14 protein-coding genes are annotated in these 17,426 nt (G+C 63.8%); 4 read left to right on the top strand and 10 right to left on the bottom strand.

The genetic code is table 11. The annotated features are described in order from the left end of the window. Positions 1-20: 20 nt before the first annotated feature. The 6 genes from pdxA to MPN20_RS06070 form a co-directional block, all read right to left on the bottom strand. Positions 21-1,046, bottom strand: a complete 1,026-nt coding sequence (gene pdxA / locus MPN20_RS06095; protein WP_009881587.1) for a 4-hydroxythreonine-4-phosphate dehydrogenase PdxA — start codon at positions 1,044-1,046, stop codon at positions 21-23. Further along, entirely contained in the window at positions 1,043-2,335 is a 1,293-nt protein-coding gene (locus MPN20_RS17485; RefSeq protein ID WP_242780524.1) for a four-carbon acid sugar kinase family protein, read from the bottom strand. The genes pdxA and MPN20_RS17485 overlap by 4 nt, the downstream gene beginning before the upstream one ends. Further along, positions 2,332-3,363, bottom strand: coding sequence for a 2-keto-3-deoxygluconate permease (locus tag MPN20_RS06085; protein ID WP_009881585.1), 1,032 nt, complete (start codon positions 3,361-3,363; stop codon positions 2,332-2,334). The genes MPN20_RS17485 and MPN20_RS06085 overlap by 4 nt, the downstream gene beginning before the upstream one ends. A 455-nt stretch (positions 3,364-3,818) precedes the next feature. Then, positions 3,819-5,015, bottom strand: coding sequence for an acyl-CoA dehydrogenase family protein (locus tag MPN20_RS06080; protein WP_069599533.1), 1,197 nt, complete (start codon positions 5,013-5,015; stop codon positions 3,819-3,821). Position 5,016: 1 nt separating this feature from the next. Next, entirely contained in the window at positions 5,017-6,243 is a 1,227-nt protein-coding gene (locus MPN20_RS06075) for a CoA transferase (RefSeq protein WP_242780521.1), read from the bottom strand. Positions 6,244-6,267: 24 nt separating this feature from the next. Beyond that, a complete protein-coding gene (locus tag MPN20_RS06070) occupies positions 6,268-7,980 on the bottom strand; it encodes an acyl-CoA dehydrogenase family protein (RefSeq protein ID WP_242780519.1) in 1,713 nt (570 codons plus the stop codon). A gap of 122 nt (positions 7,981-8,102) precedes the next feature. Here MPN20_RS06070 and MPN20_RS06065 point away from each other — a divergent pair, with 122 nt between their 5' ends. Next, positions 8,103-9,014 carry a LysR family transcriptional regulator gene (locus MPN20_RS06065; protein WP_242780517.1) on the top strand — a complete coding sequence of 304 codons (912 nt, stop codon included), beginning with the start codon at positions 8,103-8,105 and terminating at the stop codon, positions 9,012-9,014. 274 nt (positions 9,015-9,288) lie between these two features. Then, positions 9,289-10,482, top strand: coding sequence for an MFS transporter (locus MPN20_RS06060; RefSeq protein ID WP_242780516.1), 1,194 nt, complete (start codon positions 9,289-9,291; stop codon positions 10,480-10,482). 19 nt (positions 10,483-10,501) lie between these two features. Here the strand turns inward: MPN20_RS06060 and MPN20_RS06055 are convergent, their stop codons facing one another. Further along, positions 10,502-10,801: a muconolactone Delta-isomerase family protein gene (locus tag MPN20_RS06055; RefSeq protein ID WP_242780514.1), complete on the bottom strand. Its 300-nt coding sequence runs from the start codon at positions 10,799-10,801 to the stop codon at positions 10,502-10,504. A gap of 252 nt (positions 10,802-11,053) precedes the next feature. On the opposite strand from MPN20_RS06055, the gene MPN20_RS06050 reads away from it, so the two are divergent. After that, entirely contained in the window at positions 11,054-12,289 is a 1,236-nt protein-coding gene (locus MPN20_RS06050) for a threonine/serine exporter family protein (RefSeq protein ID WP_242780512.1), read from the top strand. A gap of 48 nt (positions 12,290-12,337) precedes the next feature. Here MPN20_RS06050 and MPN20_RS06045 read toward each other — a convergent pair whose 3' ends face one another. Both MPN20_RS06045 and MPN20_RS06040 read right to left on the bottom strand, forming a co-directional pair. After that, a complete protein-coding gene (locus tag MPN20_RS06045; RefSeq protein WP_242780510.1) occupies positions 12,338-13,288 on the bottom strand; it encodes an aldo/keto reductase in 951 nt (316 codons plus the stop codon). A 123-nt stretch (positions 13,289-13,411) separates the two neighbouring features. After that, on the bottom strand, positions 13,412-15,778 hold the full coding sequence (locus tag MPN20_RS06040) for a pyruvate dehydrogenase (protein ID WP_242780508.1): 2,367 nt from the start codon (positions 15,776-15,778) through the stop codon (positions 13,412-13,414). A 272-nt stretch (positions 15,779-16,050) separates the two neighbouring features. On the opposite strand from MPN20_RS06040, the gene MPN20_RS06035 reads away from it, so the two are divergent. Beyond that, the gene (locus MPN20_RS06035; protein ID WP_242780506.1) at positions 16,051-16,539 is read left to right on the top strand and encodes an Lrp/AsnC family transcriptional regulator; all 489 of its coding nucleotides are present in this window, start codon (positions 16,051-16,053) and stop codon (positions 16,537-16,539) included. A 39-nt stretch (positions 16,540-16,578) separates the two neighbouring features. Here the strand turns inward: MPN20_RS06035 and MPN20_RS06030 are convergent, their stop codons facing one another. Further along, complete coding sequence (locus MPN20_RS06030) at positions 16,579-17,424, bottom strand: DNA-formamidopyrimidine glycosylase family protein (RefSeq protein ID WP_242780504.1); 846 nt, start codon at positions 17,422-17,424, stop codon at positions 16,579-16,581. Positions 17,425-17,426 lie beyond the last annotated feature (2 nt).

Here is a 17,426-nt window from a genome sequence, read left to right as displayed (position 1 = left end):
GACTCAGCGTAACAACAGTCTCACATTGCTTGAGCCGCGTCCCAGACGACGCCCCATTCAGGTGCCAGAGTCGCAGCACGCTCGATCGACAGAACGAGGCTGGCCTCGCGGGCGATGCCCTCTCCGGCAATGTCGAATGCGGTGCCGTGGTCGACTGAGACTCGCACAACCGGCAGACCGACGGTGATGTTGACTCCGTCATCACCATAGACGGCTTTGAAGGGGGCGTGTCCCTGATCGTGATAGCAAACGACCACGAGATTGTAGTTGCCACGCACAGCGGCCGGGATGAGTGCGTCTCCTGGCAGCGGGCCGACGACATTGAGTCCGTGTTCCTGTGCGGCCTCGACTGCGGGAGTCAGCACATCAGCGTCCTCATCACCGAACAGGCGGTTCTCACCTGCATGCGGGTTGAGGCCCGCGAGCCCGATGCGCTCTTCGGGTGTGCCCATTGACTCTGCGAAGGCACCGGCCAGCTTGAGGACACTCAAGGTGCGGTCGAAGGTGATGTTCTCAATCGCCTGCTTCATTGAAACGTGAGTAGTGAGGTGGAAGAAATAGAGATCGCCGGCTGAAAGTACGAGCGAATAGTCTTTGACGCCGAACTCATGTGCAAGAAGTTCAGTGTGACCGGGGAAGTTATGGCCTCCTGCGTGCATGGCTGCCTTATTCAGCGGTGCGGTGACGATTCCATCGACTTCACCTTCTCTGGCGAGGCGGCAGGCCTCAACGACGAAACGGTAGGAACCGTCTCCTGCTGCTGCACTGAGTTCACCGACACCAACCTCCGCGAGAGAAGGGCCCACCTGGATAACCTCGATGGTCCCGGGAATGTTCTTCGCCTCCCCCGGGGCGCTGATCTCACGCACTGCTTCAACGTCACCGCCGACGAATGCGACACCGCGCTTGACCGAGGCGATGTCACCGATGACAACCGGAGTGCACTTTGTGCGCAGATCATCATGGCCGAGAAGTGACTTCGCGGTGATCTCCGGTCCGATGCCTGCGACATCGCCGAGTGTGATTGCCAATACGGGGAGAGTCATTGCGTTGATCCTTCGTTGTTGTGCAGAAGCTCTGCTGCGATTTCTAAGACGTCTGATCGGCGGCCAAAGCCTCCGGCTTTTGTGATGACAGTTGCGCCATGGGCCCTGCCGCCCTCAATGGCCCCGATTGGCATACCTTCGCGCACCGTTGAGTGGATGTGCAGGCTCACGGCGCCGAGGCGGTTGAGCACGGCGCGTGCTCCTTCCCCGCCCAGCAGCATAAGACTTGTGGGAACGGAATCGCGCATCAGCGTTGCGGCCGCTCCGGCAAGCAGGTCGGCGACGAGGTCCGTGGAACTCGTCCTCTCCTCCGGGGCATCGACGATGACGATAGGGGTCGATGCTGTGGATGACACGGTCTCCAGCCAAGCAGACCGAGCCGCCTCGTCAGAGAGTGCGGTCAGATCGGGAGTCAGGACTGTAACCTCGGTGGCCTGAACTTCAGGGGGCTCGACGTCGACGAGGGCCTGCACCTGTTCTCGAGTGACAGTATGGAGTGAACTGGCGACGATGATGACTCGCTCGCATGTGCGGTCTGATTCGGCCGGGGCAACGAGGCCTGTCCCCCATTTGACAGACAACGCGGCCGCGAGACCTGCCGACCCGACGGGGACGACGTCGTCACCGAATTCGACAGCCGCCTCGGCGATGACATCAAGATCTGCCGATTCACCGGCATCGATGATGATGATCGGCGAGGATGCCCGTGCAGTTCGGATCGATGCCACCAAAGCCGCAACCGTGAACGTTTCACCGTGCGGCTTTGTCACGGTGGCAGAACCGGGGAGAAGCTCGGAAAGAGAACTCGTCGACACTGGCGTGACGGGATCACGGCCAATCACAGTGTCCTGCACCGGCGTCCCGTTGACCAGCAGCTGTCCGTCGCTGACGGTGCGCCCCATGGCAGGGTAGGCCGGACAAACGAGGGCAAATGCTCCTGGATGATCTTGTTGCCAGGCTTCGAGAGCGCCATCTATTTGCGATGAGATCGTGCCTCTCATGGTTGAGTCGATCTTCAGGTAGAGGCGAGTCGCAGCATCGTGTCCTGACAACACGGCGGCACGTGTGCGATTCTGCGCCTCGGCTCGGGTGAGAGCTCGCGCATCGGTCACCAGTGCGCTGACGGCGCCAGGTTCCCGGTGCGTCACGCTGTCCTCAGACAGCAGGAGCTGTGTCTTCCACCCAGCGTAAGCGAACTGGACGGAAGAGTCCGTGGCTCCGGTGAGGTCATCGGCCACAACCACCACAGAAGGCGCATCGGGCGACTGAGGCTTAAGTTCTTGGGTCACAGTCCTTCAGACCTCAGGGGTGACGTGTCCTCGGCTCCCGATTCGGTGTCTTGTTTCTTGATTCCTCCCTGGCGCTTGAGCACCCAGGCTGCCAGCAGTGGAGCCAGGATTGCTGAGACGAGAACGGCGGAGGCGACCTGAGCAGTGGCAACTTCCATGTAGGGCTCGAAGGCCGGATCGGCCCCGGCAATAATGGCTGGCGTTGCGATCGCGTTGCCTGCGGTCGTTGCCGAGGCGATGCCGATGCCCGACTGGTTGCCACGGCGAAGAATCCAGCGGTATCCGAAGTAGGCAAGGGTACCGGTGATGACCGTGGCGATCGCGCCGACGACGAGACCGGAGAGTCCACCGGTGACGACATTGCCGAGGTCGATTCCGGTGCCGAGCGCGAAGGCGAAGAACGGAATGACCATGTTCGGGATCGGTCGCATGATCTCGGTCCACTTCGCGTCAAGGTTTCCGACGATGATGCCGATGATCAGAGGGATGACAGCCGCGAGCAGAAGGGTGTAGGGAATGTCGGCCAGACCGGCTGCTCCCAGGAAGAGCATCGAGAAGAACGGTCCGTCATTGATCGCCGACGCCATGTAAGCGCCGCGGTCGCGTGCGTCTCCATAGCGACCGGTGAAGGCAAGCCATAGTCCACCATTGCTGTTGTCCATCATGACGATGAGCGCCAAGATTGAGACGCCCAGAATTCCCTCGATGCCGACGAACTGGCCCAACAACACGACGAGGCCAGCTGGGATGATCGACTTCGTCAACAGGATCGTGCCGGTGGTCGCAAGCACGGGGCCCGAGGTTTTCAGGGTGATCTGCATGCCCGTTGCGAAGATGAGTATGCCGATGAGAGGCAATGCACTGTCGCGGAACAGCGCCGAGGTGAAGTTTCCCAGTTCGAGGAAGCCGGGGAAGAATGTTCCGACGATGGATCCCAGGATGAGCGGAATCAGCATGATGCCGCCAGGAATTCTGTTCATCCCGTCGAAAAGCGGAACGCGACTGGTGATCTGTGATTCGGCAGCCATGACGAATCCCCTTTGTGTGAGCAGTTGTGAGCACATAGTCGTCTATGTAGGTACTTAGTGTACGTACATATTTACGAAGCGGCAAGAGTCTCCTGCCGTGGCATGAGGTGCACGAGGCGAGTTGCGTCATCTCGTCTGTGCCCCTACGCAACTGCGATTGCTATCAGAACTGCTGTCGATCAGTGGGTGCGATCGCTGATCACCCGCGCCACCTCGCGCAGTACACTGGAAGTAAGCGCGAGGGGGCGATGATCATGGTCAGCGGGTGCCAATGGAGTTCGATCCGCAGCATGGAGAGCGCACAGCTGTTCGTGGACGAGGCTCGTATGCAGACGGAGCTGCGTGACGAGCGAGCACAGCGCCGGCGTGAGGCTTTCGACTATTGGTGGTCGCGTTTCCGAAGCCTCATCTGCAGATCCGCCTGATGCGACTCTGCCGCGCGTGGAAAGCTCGCCCTACCGGAACGCCTGCTCACCCGTGATGTGACGACCCAGAATCAGAGTGTGCACCTCATCGGTTCCCTCGTAGGTGCGCACCGATTCGAGGTTGTTTGCATGCCGCAGCGGTGAGTATTCGAGGGTGATGCCGTTGCCGCCGAGCATCGTCCGGGCTTCCCGGCAGATGGCGATGGCCTCTCTGCAGTTGTTGAGTTTGCCGACCGAGATCTGGACAGGGTCGAGCGTCCCGGCATCCTTGAGGCGGCCGGTCTGCAGTGCCACAAGAATTCCCTTCTGGATCTCGAGGACCATGTTCACCAGCTTCTGCTGGGTGATCTGATAGCCGGAGAGTGGCTTGTCGAACTGCATCCTCTCCTGCGCATACTTCAGAGCCACCTCGTAGGAGTCACGTGCGGCACCCATCGCGCCCCACATGATTCCATAGCGGGCCTCGTTGAGGCATGAGAACGGCCCCTTGAGTCCACGCACCTCGGGCAGGACCGCCTCGGCGGGCAATTGGACATCGACGATGTCGATATCGCACTGGATGGAGGCGCGCATTGACAGCTTCTGCTCGATCGGGGTCGCTTTGAAGCCTGCGGTGTCGGTGGGGACGAGGAACCCGCGGATGCCTTCGTCGGTCGCGGCCCAGATTACGGCGATATCGGCGATGGAGGCCAGGCCGATCCAGCGCTTAGCCCCGTTGAGTGTCCACGAACCGTCGTCATTGCGTGTTGCTGTCGTCGCCATCGATCCTGGGTCGGATCCGGCGGTGGGTTCGGTCAGGCCGAAGCAGCCAATGATCTCGCCCTTGGCCATGCCCGGCAGGTACCGGTTCTTCTGCTCTTCGGAACCGAACTTGTGGATCGCGGACATCGCCAGTGATCCCTGGACGGAGACGAAGGTCCGCAGCCCCGAGTCACCGGCTTCGAGCTCCATGGCTGCGAGGCCGTATTCGACGGCGGATCGTCCCGGGCAGCCGTAGCCGTGAAGGTGCATGCCCAGCAGTCCGAGCTCGCCCATTTCGCGCACGATCTCGACGGGGAAGTGCGCGCTTTCATACCAGTCGGCGATGTTCGGACGGAAACGCTCATCGACGAATGCCCGCACCTTGTCGCGAAGTTCGATCTCGGACGCGCTGAGGAGGCCTTCGAGGTTGAGGAGGTCGGACTTGTCGAGGTCGACTGTGTCCTGTGCAGTGGCGGTCGTAGTCATTTCAGGCTCCTGTGGTGGCTGGGTGTGGGTGGTCGGTGGCGCCGAGGATGTCCTCCGTATCGGCTCCGAGCTCGGGTGGTGCGGAGCGCACGGGTGGGCGGACTCCGTTGAAGTTAACGGGGAATGCCACCTGCCGCATGGGTCCGGCGGTGGGATGTTCGACCGTCTGGACCATCCCGAGGGCTTCGGTCTGCGGATCGGCATAGACCTCGTCGAGGTGTTTGATCGGTGCGGCGGGAACGCCAGCGGTTGAGAACTTCTCGCACCAGTGCTCGACGGTGTTCGTGCGCAGGGTGCGGGAGAGCTCCTCGTTGAGGTATTCGCGGTGCTCGACTCGACCGCGGTTGGCCGACAGGCGTTCGTCATCGCCGAGGTCGGGTCGCTCGATGGCGGTGCACAGGCGCTGCCACAGGGAGTCGTTGCCAATGGCGATGACGAAGTAGTCATCGGCGGCCGGATACGCCTGGTAGGGCACGAGGTTGGGGTGCCCGGATCCCAGCGCATGTGGGCGATTGCCGTCGGCGAAATAGTTCGTCGCCCAGTTCACGTGCAGTGCCAGCTGTCCTTCGTAGAGCGAGGTCGTCAGGTATTGGCCCTTGCCGGTCCGGCTGCGTTCGAAGAGTGCGGAGACGATTCCGATGATGCCGAACAGCCCTGCACCCAGGTCACCCATGGCGAACCCGGCCTTCATCGGCGGTCCCCCTGCCTCACCGGTCAGAGACATGAGCCCACCGCGAGCCTGGGCGACCATGTCATAACCGGGTTCGTCGCGCATCGGCCCGTGATCGCCGTAGGCGGAGATGCGGAGGATGACGAGGTGCGGGAACTTCGCTGCCAGTTCCTTGTAGTCGAAGATCGTCTGCAGTGAGCTGCCGGGTCGGAAGTTTTCGACGAGGACATCGGCCTCGGCCAACAGCTCGTGAACCTGGGCCTGTCCTCGTTCGGATTTGAGGTCGATCGTCACGGACTTCTTGCCATGGTTTGCTGCGTGGAAGTACGTGGCATCGGCACCGACCATGGGTGGACCCCAGGCACGAGTCGGGTCTCCCCCATCGGGGTGTTCGACCTTGATGACCTCGGCACCGAGGTCAGCCAGAGACATCGTGGCATAGGGCCCGGCGAGGATCTTCGAGAGATCGATGACGCGCACACCGGCAAGAGGGCCTGCGAAGGACCCACCTGCCGCGGTACTCGTATCGGGCGTGGATTCTGTTTCTGTGGTTCTCACGACTTACTCCAGTGTTCTGTGACTTCAGGCCACGGGTGCGGGTGTGGGGACGACGTCGGTTGAGACAGCATCGCGGGGCACCGTTTCGCCATCGACGATGTCTTCGAAATGAGTGAGTGTGTCGACCACAGCATTCTCATCGGCAGTGATGTTGCTGCCGATGAAGGCCCTGGCGACGAGCAGCTTGCGGAAGTTGTCGTCACGGCTGACTTCGGCATCGGCCTGCTCGAGCAGCAGGGCAGCCATGATCAGGTGCGCCAAATCGTCGGCATAGCCGCCGATGAGCGCCTCGGCAGCATCCGACTCGACGCTCAGGATCACGTCACCGCGATCAACGATCGCCGTCCACCTGGTCAGGAGCTCACGGATGTCAGCGGCCGCCTCGGCGGTGGTCATGGTTTTCAACTTTTCGGTCATCGTCTCTGCCAGGAGGCGGTGGGTGTTCTGCTTGCGCATGCAGCGCAGGACGTCGAGGGCGATGACGTTGCTCGAGCCCTCCCAGATGGATCCGAGGTGGGAGTCGCGGACGAGGCGGGCGTCGGGGAATTCTTCGATGTATCCGCGGCCGCCGCGGACCTCCATGGCCTCACCGGTGACGAAGCGCGCGCGTTTGCAGATGTAATGCTTGGCCAGCGGGGTGAGCACGCGGATCTGGGCGGCCGCGGACTCGTCACCTGCGTCGGCTTTCTGGAGCGTGTCGCCGGCGAAGAAGACGAGACCCAATGCGGCTTCGGCTTCGGCCTGCAGCGGCAACAGCGTCATCCGCATCAGAGGTGCTTCGATGAGCGGCTTGCCGAAGACGACGCGCTTTCGGGCATGGGCGAGCGCTTCGTTGACAGCTCGGCGCATGAGGGCGGTCGCACGCATCGCGTTGGACAGTCGGGAGGTATTGACCATCTCGGCCATCTGCCGGAATCCGCGGTCGAGCGTCCCGACCTGGACGGCATAGGCGCCGTCGAGGGTGACTTCGCCGCTGGGCATGGACCGAGTGCCGAGCTTGTCTTTGAGTCGGTCGATGACATAGGAGTTCTTCGTGCCGTCCGGACGTTGCTTGGGCAGCATGAAGAGGCCGACTCCGCGGGTGGTGTCGTCTCCGCCGGGGTAGCGGGCGAGTGTGAGGATGATGTCGGCGTCGGGGTTCGAAGTGAACCATTTGCGACCGGACAGGGCCCAGTTCTCACCGTCGCGTTCGGCCACGGTCGAGGTCTGGGCGATGTCGGTGCCTGCCTGGATCTCGGTCATGAACATCGCTCCGGTGAACCGCCGCTTGGGATCGGTCGAGATCAGCCGGTCGATCGCCTCGGCGATTTCCTCTCCCGCACCGAACTTCCGCAGGGTTCGGGCAGCGGCGTCGGTCATCGAGACCGGGCAAGCCAGGCCGAACTCAGCTTGGACGAAGACGTAGGAGAGGATGTACTTCACCAGGTGGGGCGGTACGTCGTCCCAACCGTGGAGGCCTCGATGCGACAGTGCGGAGAGGCCGTATTCCTCGTAGGCGGCGCGCTGTAGCTGCTGGTAGCTGTGGTGGTAGTCGATAGTGTCGACGCGATCGCCCTCGCGGTTGAACTGCTCGAGCGTCGGCGGGTTCTTGTCCGCAACGTCGGCTAAGGGTGCGAGCCTGTTGGCGGCGTCGGCGCCGAGGGCGGAGAGCACCGGGGCGAGCAGCTCCCGGTCGGCTACGTCGAGGTAGGACTCGATGAGCGGCTGCAGGGCGGGGTCGAGATCGACGTAGTTCATAGGTACTCACTGTTCCACTTGTATTACGCGGTGTCCAAGACGTAATCTCATGGTTATTATTTGAGTTTCTTTATCAATCACGGGTGGCAGTGTCGTCACTATCTCAAACGGAGGCAACCGCTATGGAGCTGCGACACTTCTCGGCATTCCTCGCTGTGGCGCAGGAGCTGCACTTCGGGCGGGCCGCAGAGACTCTGCACATCGCCCAGCCGGCATTGAGTCAGATGATCCGTTCGCTCGAGAAGGACTTGGACGTCCAGTTGTTCGAGCGGACCACCCGACGGGTGCGACTGACCTCGTCGGGCGAAGCACTGCTCGAGCCTGCTCGTGCGATCCAGGCGCAGGTTGAGGGTGCGCGACGCATCGCCCGCGCCGCCAAGGAAGGCGTGGTGGGTCGGGTGCGGATCGGCTTCGGCGGCACGAGCGGCTATTCGATCCTGTCCCTGCTCGCTCGGGAGGTTGCCCACCGACAACCTGGCATCAGCTTGGAGTTGCACCCGCAGACGTATTCCGGGGAGTCGGCCCTGGCCGTTCGCGACGGGACGATGGACATGGGGATCATCTCCCCACCGGCACCGGCAGGCATCGCCGTCCACGTCATCCGGCAGGAGCGCGTCATGGTCGCGGTCCCCACCAGCCATGAGCTCGCCGAGGCGGAGAGCGTGTCCATGGCGGACCTGAAGGAGCAGCCGTTCATCACATATGCGCCGTCACACGGTTCGCAGGTGCGGGAGGCGATGATGCGCCTGGCCGATCAGGCCGGCTACCTCCCCCACATCGCGCAGGAGGCGCCGGATCCATACAGTCTGCTCGCGCTCGTGGGCGCGCAGGTCGGAATCGCGATCGTCGTCGAGTCCTCGAATCACATCCGCATCGACGGCGTCACCTATGTTCGCCTCGCCGAGGGTGGGGATGCGTTCACTTTGGCGCTCGGTTGGCGCCGCAACAATCCATCGAAGGCTCTGGCCCGTGTCGTCGAGATCGTGCGGGAGATCCTGCCCGAGGCGGTGTCTTCCAAAGCCAGCAACCCTTAGAGAGTTCAGCAACCCGTCGTGGGATTGCTGAACGCCCTAAGGGTTGCTGAGCCGGCGGAAGCTGCTGCGAGGACTGAGGCTGCCGCGCATTCAACCGAGGTTGTCGCGCATTCAGGGGCGAGATTCCATCGGCGAGTGCAGCCTGGAGTCGAAGTACTGATACAACTGGGAGCAGACTGCCATCACCCAGGACCAATAGGAGCACCCGCATGAAGGCCCTCTTCCCCGAGAAGCACGGAGCAGTGCCGGGCTCCCGTTTCGGGTTGGTCAGCTGATGCCCGCGCCGCGCAGACTGGGCAGGACGGGAGCGTTCTGGGCTTCGGCCTCGGTGCTGGCGCTCGTGCTGTGGTCGAGTGGGGCGCCCAGCGTCCTCTACCCGATCTATGCCGAGAAGTGGGGACTGAACTCGGCGGTCATCACCTTGGTCTTCGCGTCCTACCAGCTTGCGCTGATCGTCGTTCTTCCGCTGTTCGGCAATCTCTCCGATCAGTTCGGACGTCGTCTCGTGATGATCTGGGGCGTGGGACTGATCGCAGCCTCCGCCATTGCCTTCGCCATCGCACCGAACGTCGCGTTCCTGTTCCTGGGACGCGTACTCCAAGGCGCCGGCTCCGGACTGGCGATGGGCGCCGCGACTGCGTCCCTGGTCGAGAACAACACGACGGGCAATCCCAGATTGGCCAGTTCACTGGCGACCGTCTCCACCGCTGCCGGGCTCACCTTGGCACTCGTGCTCAGCGGGGTGTTCGCTCGCTTCGCACCCATGCCCCTGCTCTGGAGCTACCTTCTCCTTGTGGCGCTGACAGTCATCACCGTGATCGCACTTGCTCTGACCCCGGACGATCGCCCCGTGCAGACGGAGAAGTGGCGACCCCGAGCGCTGCGCCTTCTCCCCGAACTGCGGCTGAGCTTCTCGATCGCGACCCTGTCGGTGTCAATTGCCTACTGCGCGGGGGCGATCTTCCTGTCACTGGGGGCACACATGATCGGCCAGTTCTCCGGCACCACGGACACCGCGCTGGTGGGAGTGCTGCTGGGCTGTTCATCGGCAGCCATCGGGGTCACCGGCCTATTCCTCGCCCGAGTTCGGCCGCACGTTTCCCTGCTGGTCGGAACTCTCCTGACGATCATCAGCTTGGCACTGATGGCCGCCGCGGCGGCATTCGGCTCAATCGGAATCTTCCTGGCCTGGTGCATCGTCGGCGGAGCCGCTTACTCGTTTGCATTCACCGGCGGGCTGGGCGTGATCAGCCAAGCCACACCGGTCCGCCACCGTGGTTCGACCCTGTCACTGCTCTACCTGGTCGCCTATGTCCTGCAGGCCGCGACCGCAATCGGCATGGGCGCACTCGCCACCGCCAGCACCTTGGGAACAGCGGTCGGTGTCGCCGCTGCGGCGTTGGTGGGGCTGTGCCTCGTACTTCTGGCGCTCAGCTTCGTCGATGCGCGGGCCCGGCGCGGGCGCTGAGGCTCAAAGTTGCTGAGGCTCAGAGCTGGCGGAAGAAGTCGTCCGTCGTCGCATTGGGGTGCTTCGCCAGTGGTGTGACCTTGACGTTCATGTAGGCGAACATCGGGAAGCCCTGGAACACCGAGTGCAGGTAGTCGAGGTCATCGACCTCGTACATCGAGTAGTTGGAGTACTCCCCCACGACCCGCCAGATGCCCTTCATGATCCCGCGCTCCTGGAGATCGCCGGAATATGCCTTCTCCTTGACCTGGAAGTCGGCTTTGGTCTCGTCCGACATCGATTCGGGGAATACGACGTCCATGCGTGCCAGAAACAGCATTGTGCCTCCTGTGTTGATCGAATTGGCGGTCTGGCTGCCACCTTAATCCCTTAACCGAAGCTGCCAGGATATCGTCCGCTCAATCGACAAGTCGTTGAGCGCCAGGGCAGTGACCGCTCCCTGACTTAGTCAACTGCTACCTGACGGCGGCCCAGCAACCTGGCGCCAGGTTGCTGGGCTGCCGTCAGGTAGCAGTTGAGGGCTGGTAGTCTTCGGTTCCATCGGCCGGCACGCGAGCGAGGGGGTATGTGAGTGAACGAAGCAACCGATTCACCAGCTGCCACCCAAGAGCTTCTGGTCACTATCGGCGCCGGGCTGCTCGCGGGCGGGATCTCCTCCGTCGACGTCGAGGACGCCCTGACGGGTCTCGCACGCACCCTCGGCATCAGCAAACTCCGCGTCGCAGCCCTTCCTCGCGGGCTGTTCCTCACGTCCGGTTCCGGGGATTCCACAAAGTTCGAACGCATCGGCCCCGACCTGCGATTCGATCAGACGGCGAATCTGCTCGACATCGTCGACGCCCTGCGTGCACGCCGACTCACGGTGCCTGCCGCCAAACAGAAGATCGAATCCGAGGTCTACGCCGCACCGCCGCGCTGGCCCGGTTGGCTCTCCCACCTCGGCGCCGTCCCCATCGGCATCGGGCTGTGCCTGCTGCTCGAACCCGGACTGGTCAACCTGGCCTTCGCCGCCTTCGGCTCACTCATCGTCGCCGGTGTCCTCGCAATCAACGGCCGCTGGCCCAATCTCAATCCGCTGCTGCCGGTGAGCTCGGCGTTCATCGTCTCCCTCATCGTCCTCATCGGCTACCGACTCGACTGGCTCGAAAGCCCCCTGCGCACGATCGTCGCCACTCTCGCGCTGCTGCTGCCAGGCAGCGCCGTGGTCACCGGACTGACGGAGATCTCGGCCGGAGCACTCTCGGCCGGCAGTTCCCGACTCGTCTCGGCTTCGGTGCAGCTGGCGATGTTCATCGCGGGAGTCGCCGGCGCGGCCGCGATCACCGGCACCGGCGCCGAGGCGATGCGGAACTCCCAGCTCACCGACTCGGCTTGGCAGCTCTCCGCCCTCGGCGTCCTCGCCGCCACCGTCGGACTGATGCTCTACCTCTACACCCCGCTCGAGCACACGGTGCCGATCGTCATCACCATCGCTGCAGCCGCACTGGCTCAGCTGGGAATCGGTGCCGAGTTCGGCGCCGCCGTCGGCGGGCTCGCCGGTGCTCTGGCCGCCTCGCTCGTGGCCGTCATCCTCTCCCGCCTGCCGCGCGGACCGATCTGGCGCATCAGCTTCGTCCCCGCGTTCCTCATCGTCGCGCCCGGTTCGTTCGGCCTCCTCAACGCCTCGCAGCTCGAGTTCGGCGAGGGCAGCGGGGTTGCCGGCAGCCTGCTCGCTGCGGGCGCGACGTTCTTCTCCATCGCCATCGGCACGGTCATCGGTGCAGCGGTCGCTCACACCGTCGAGCCCAAGGACGAGATCGTCGCCTGACAGACCAGCGGCGCATGACACCATGGCTCGGGTCGACAGCGGCGCTGCTCAGGCGAAGGGAGACGAGGCCTGATCGAGGCGTGAGAGCTCCTCGGGACTGAGTTCGAGGGCCGGGGCCGCCATCAGAGCCTCGAGCTGTTCGGGTGTGCGCGCCGAGACGATCGGTGCGGTCGTACCCTTGGCCATCAGCCAGGCGAGCGCAATGGTTGCCGGTGCCGCATCGTGGGCCTTCGCCACAGCAACCAGCTCATCGATGGCCTCGAGGCCATCGGCGTTGAAGTACCCCTGGACCATGCCACCGCGGCTGGCTCCTGCGAGGTCGGCCTCGGTGCGGTATTTTCCGGTCAGGAATCCGGCGGCGAGGCTGAAGTAGGTGAAGACGCCGAGATTGTGCTCATCGGCCAGCGGCTGAAGCTCGGTCTCGTAGTCGCGGCGGAACACGAGGCTGTACTGGGGCTGAATCGCTACGGGCTTCACCAGGTTCTCCTTCTCGGCCACGGCCAGCCACTCGGCTAGCCGGTCCTTGGAGTAGTTGGAGACGGCGACATGCTTGGCCTTACCGGCACGGACGATCTCATCGAAGACCCGGGCCACCTCGGCGATGGGGGTCACCTCATCATCGCGGTGCGCGTAATAGAGGTCGACATGGTCTGTCTGCAGACGCTCGAGGGAGGCATCGATGGCGGTGCGGATGTATTCGGGGTCCTGTGTCCTGTGCTCCGGATGGTCACCGACCTTCGTGGCGATGACGACACTGTCGCGGTTGCCGCGAGCGGCGAGCCAGGTGCCGATGATGGTCTCGGACTCGCGGCCGGTATTGCCGGGCACCCACGCCGGGTAGGACTCGGCCGTGTCGAGGAAGTTGCCGCCGGCGGCGACGAACGCGTCGAGCACAGCGTGTGATCCGGCTTCGTCGGCGGTCCAGCCGAAGGTGTTCGTCCCCAGGTTGATGGGGAAGATGGTGAGGTCTGTGCCGGGGATCTGTACCTGCTGCGTCATGATGCTCCTGTATCGGCTCGGGGTCGGGTTGCCTGCACGGTGCAACGATGACCGCGGGAGGATTATTTCCGCCGCTCAGCTGCGGAGTCGCCGCTCAGCCCACCGCACCTGCGGAGGTGCCGCTCAGCTGCGGACGGCGTCGAGGGCGGCGAAGACGATCGATTCGGTGTCGATGCCGTGATAGCGGTAGACGTCGTCGATGTCACCCGACTGCCCGAAAGTGCTCACGCCCAGCGCCACATGCTCGACCCGATTGATCGTCGCGAGGAACGACAGCGTGTGCGGGTGGCCGTCGAGGACCGTGACCATGGGCACCGCGCTCGAGGCAGGGAACACCTGGTCAAGGATCCAAGCGCTCCCGCCAGCGGCAGAACCGACTGCACCGACTGAACCAACCGATTCCATCGCTGGCGAACGGCGCTGACCGGCTCGCAGCGCACGGTAGAGCAGACCGGGACTCGTCACACACACGACGTCGGCCTCGATTCCCATCTCCGCGAGCCGATCGGCGGCCGCGAGCACCTCGGTCATGAGCGCGCCCATTCCCACGAGCTGCACGACCGGTCGGGCCGAGGTCCTGATCCGGTAGGCCCCGGCGATGACCTGCTGCCGGCGACGTTCCCTGGCGGCAGGATCCGCGGGCACGCGGGCCAGGCTCTGGTCGACGGCGCGCGTGGACAGGCGCAGATAGGCGGACTCGCCACCGGGCCTGCCCATGAGCGACATCGCATGCAGAAGCGACCACTCGACGTCTTGCGCGAATGCCGGTTCGTAGGTGACCAGCCCCGGCACTTCGATGCCCGTCGACGGTGTCGTGATCGACTGGTGCGCCCCGCCTTCCGGCGCCAGCGTCACTCCCGACGGAGTCCCGACGAGGATCGACTGACCGCCGGCATAGATGCCGAATGTCCACGGTTCGAGCGCACGATTGACGAACGGGTCGTACATCACCCCGATCGGGAACAGCGGCTCACCCCAGCGACTCCACGTCGCGCCCAGTTCACCGAGGAGGCCGACGAGGTTCGTCTCGGCGATGCCGAGCTCCATGTGCTGGCCCTGCGCCGACTCGTTCCACTGCAGAATCGTCTCCGCACCGTCGGCGAACCAGTTCTGCGCCGCAGCCGCGCTCCACACGCCGACCTTGTTGACCCACCCGCCGAGGTTGGTCGTCGATGACACATCGGGACTGACGGTCACGACCCGGCGGGCTGTCTCCGGGGACTGCCGGCTGAGGTCCATGAGGACCCGACCCAGCGCCGCCTGCGAGGACGATGTCCCCTTATGCGTCCGCTCCAGATCATGAGGCAGCTCGACCGGAGCAGTCGGAGCGAACTCGGGGCGGGCCAGTCGCTGCGCGGTCTCGGCCACGATGCGACCGGCAGGGGTGTCGGGATCGAAGCGCGACCACGGCGCCTGCGGATCCTGACCGCTGAGTTCGGCCAGTGCCGCGTATTCGTCCGCGTCGATGAGTGCCGAGTGGTTCTGCGGATGGCCGGAGCTCGGCAGTCCGAACCCCTTGATCGTGTACGCGATGACCGCCGTGGGACGGGAGTCGTCGATCTGCGCGAAGGCCTTGAGCAGGGCGGGAATGTCATGACCGCCGAGGTTCCTGATCGCAGCCAAGAGCGTGGCATCATCGAGGTCGGAAATGAGGGCCCTCAGTGCTTGACCGCTCTCGTTGTCACCGTCGCCGTCGTTTCCTGCTTCACCGGGCAGACGATCGCGCAGCTCCTCTGCAGTGCAGCGCAGGATCCGCTGATACTCAGGGTTCGACATCGTGAGGATGCGCTGGCGCAGTGCATCCCCACCCTCACGGGCGAAGAGGTCTTCGAGCAGACGCCCGAACCTGACCGTAATGACCTGCCACCCGGCAGCATCGAACGTCGCCTCGATCCGTCCGGCGGCGATGTCGGGGACGACGCGGTCGAGGGACTGCCGGTTGAGGTCGATGATCCATACGATCTCGCCGAGGTGCTTGACCCCGGGATCGTTGACAGCTTCCCAGACAGCTCCTTCATCGAGTTCAGCATCGCCGACGAGTGAGTACTGGCGTCCGGTGCCGATGTCTCGCAGGCTGGAGTCGACGTAGCGGCGGGCCACGGCGCCCCAGATCGGCGCGGTCGCACCGATGCCCACTGAGCCTGTCGAATAGTCGGCCGGAACCGGGTCCTTCGTGCGACTCGGGTAGCTCTGGAGGCCGCCGAACTCCCGCAGCGTCGTCATCTGGGTCTCGTCGAGCTCACCGAAGAGGTAGTTGATGGCATGCCACACGGGACCGGCATGCGGTTTGATGCTCACACGGTCTTCTGCCCGGAGTTCGTGGAACCACAGTGCGGTCATGATCGAGGCGATCGATGCACAGGAGGCCTGATGACCGCCCACTTTGAGCCCGCTTCGGTTGGGCCGGACCCGGTTGGCATGGTGGATGATCGAGGTCGAGAGCCACAGGATGCGGTCATGGATCTCATCGAGTGCAGAGTGGTCGGGCACGTATTCCTCCTTGAATGAACTGTCTGGCGCGTGCGCCGATCCATGTGACCGTTGGGCGAATGGACCGGCGCGCGCAGGGCAGTTTCGCCCGAGGGGTGCCGACGGTGTATGTCGAACCGCAGGTCGGTCCAGATCCGGACCGACTCAGAACGATCCAAACAGACTTAATCGGAGTGCTCAATATGTCGCTTTGAAATTGCGCACACTGCTCAGTACCTCGTTATACAGTTGAGCAACTGGTGAGCATTTCGATGAGGAAAGATGGTGGTGTCATGGTCGAGGAACAACGGCGACGAATCGCAGATGCGCTGGATGCGAAGATCCTCCTCGAACTCATCCGCGAACCGCGTGCGACGATCGCAGGACTGGCCCATCGCCTGCAGGTGGCCAGGAACACCGCTCAGGCACGGCTGGGCAGGCTCGAATCCGAAGGGCTGCACCCATTCGGCCATCGTGTCGACACGACTGGGCTCGGCTACCCGATCAGGGCGCACGTGCTGGCCAATCTCAAACAGTCACGACTCGACGAGATCGGTGAAGCGCTCAGCCTGATCCCTGAAGTTCTCGAGGTCATCGGGGTCTCCGGCACAGCCGACACCCTCATCCAGATCGTCGCCCGAGACACCGATGACCTCTATCGCGTCGCCGGGCAGATCCTCGGGACTCCCGGCGTCAAACGCACACGCACCCTGGTGTCGATGAAGCAGATGGTCGAATACCGCGTCACTCCGCTGCTGCAGAGGACGATCGAGACCGGCTGAGCCGCCGCTTCGTCGTTCTGCCGCTGCATGAGTCTGCCGCTATTTGAGCAGCCGATCCATCCGACGGTCGCTGAGCTTCTTCCCGTCGGTCTGGCAGCCGGGGCAGTACTGCAGCGACTTGTCGGTGTACGAGACTTCGGCAATGGTCGACCCGCAGACCGGACAGGTCTGACCAGTGCGGCCGTGGACTCGCAGCCCGCGTTTCTTCGCGGCTTTGACCTTGCTCGGCGGCAGACCTGTCAGCGTCTCGCGGGCAGCACCGAGAACTCCGCGGATCACGTCGAGCAGTTCTGGCGCGTCAACACCGGATGCGGGGGCGAACGGGGAGATCTTCGCGGTGTGGAGGATCTCGTCGGAGTAGGCATTGCCGATGCCGGTGATGATCTCCTGGTCCTCGAGCACGGTCTTGATCCGCGACCGGGACCCGGCCAACAGCCGGGAGAATTCGTTTGCTTCGATCCACAGCGCATCGGGTCCGGCCCCGGCGACAGCAGCCACCTCGGCGCGGTCATGGACGAGCGAGACCGAAGCGTTCTTCTTCGTCCCCGCCTCGCTCAGGTCGAAACCGGCACCCGAGGCCAGGTGGACGCGCAGACCCAGCGGTCCCTTGCCCATCTTGACCGGACCGGTGGGCACGAGATCGTGCCAGACTATCCACCCTGCGCGCGCGAATCGACAGACCAGCTCAAGGCCCTCGAATTCGATGATGAGGGCCTTTCCCGAGCGCGCGACGCCGGTGATCTCGAGTCCGGCGAGCGCCTCGAGCGGTGGATCGACGGTCTTGAGGATGCTCAGCTCTCCGACATCGGTCCGCGTGACGAAGTCACCGCTGACCTTCGGCCGCAGAAACTCGACCAGTGCGTCCACCTCGGGCAATTCCGGCATAC

It is taken from the genome of Brevibacterium sp. ZH18 (assembly GCF_022748595.1).
GTDB lineage: Bacteria > Actinomycetota > Actinomycetes > Actinomycetales > Brevibacteriaceae > Brevibacterium.
This window is presented reverse-complemented; position numbering and strand designations above follow the sequence as displayed.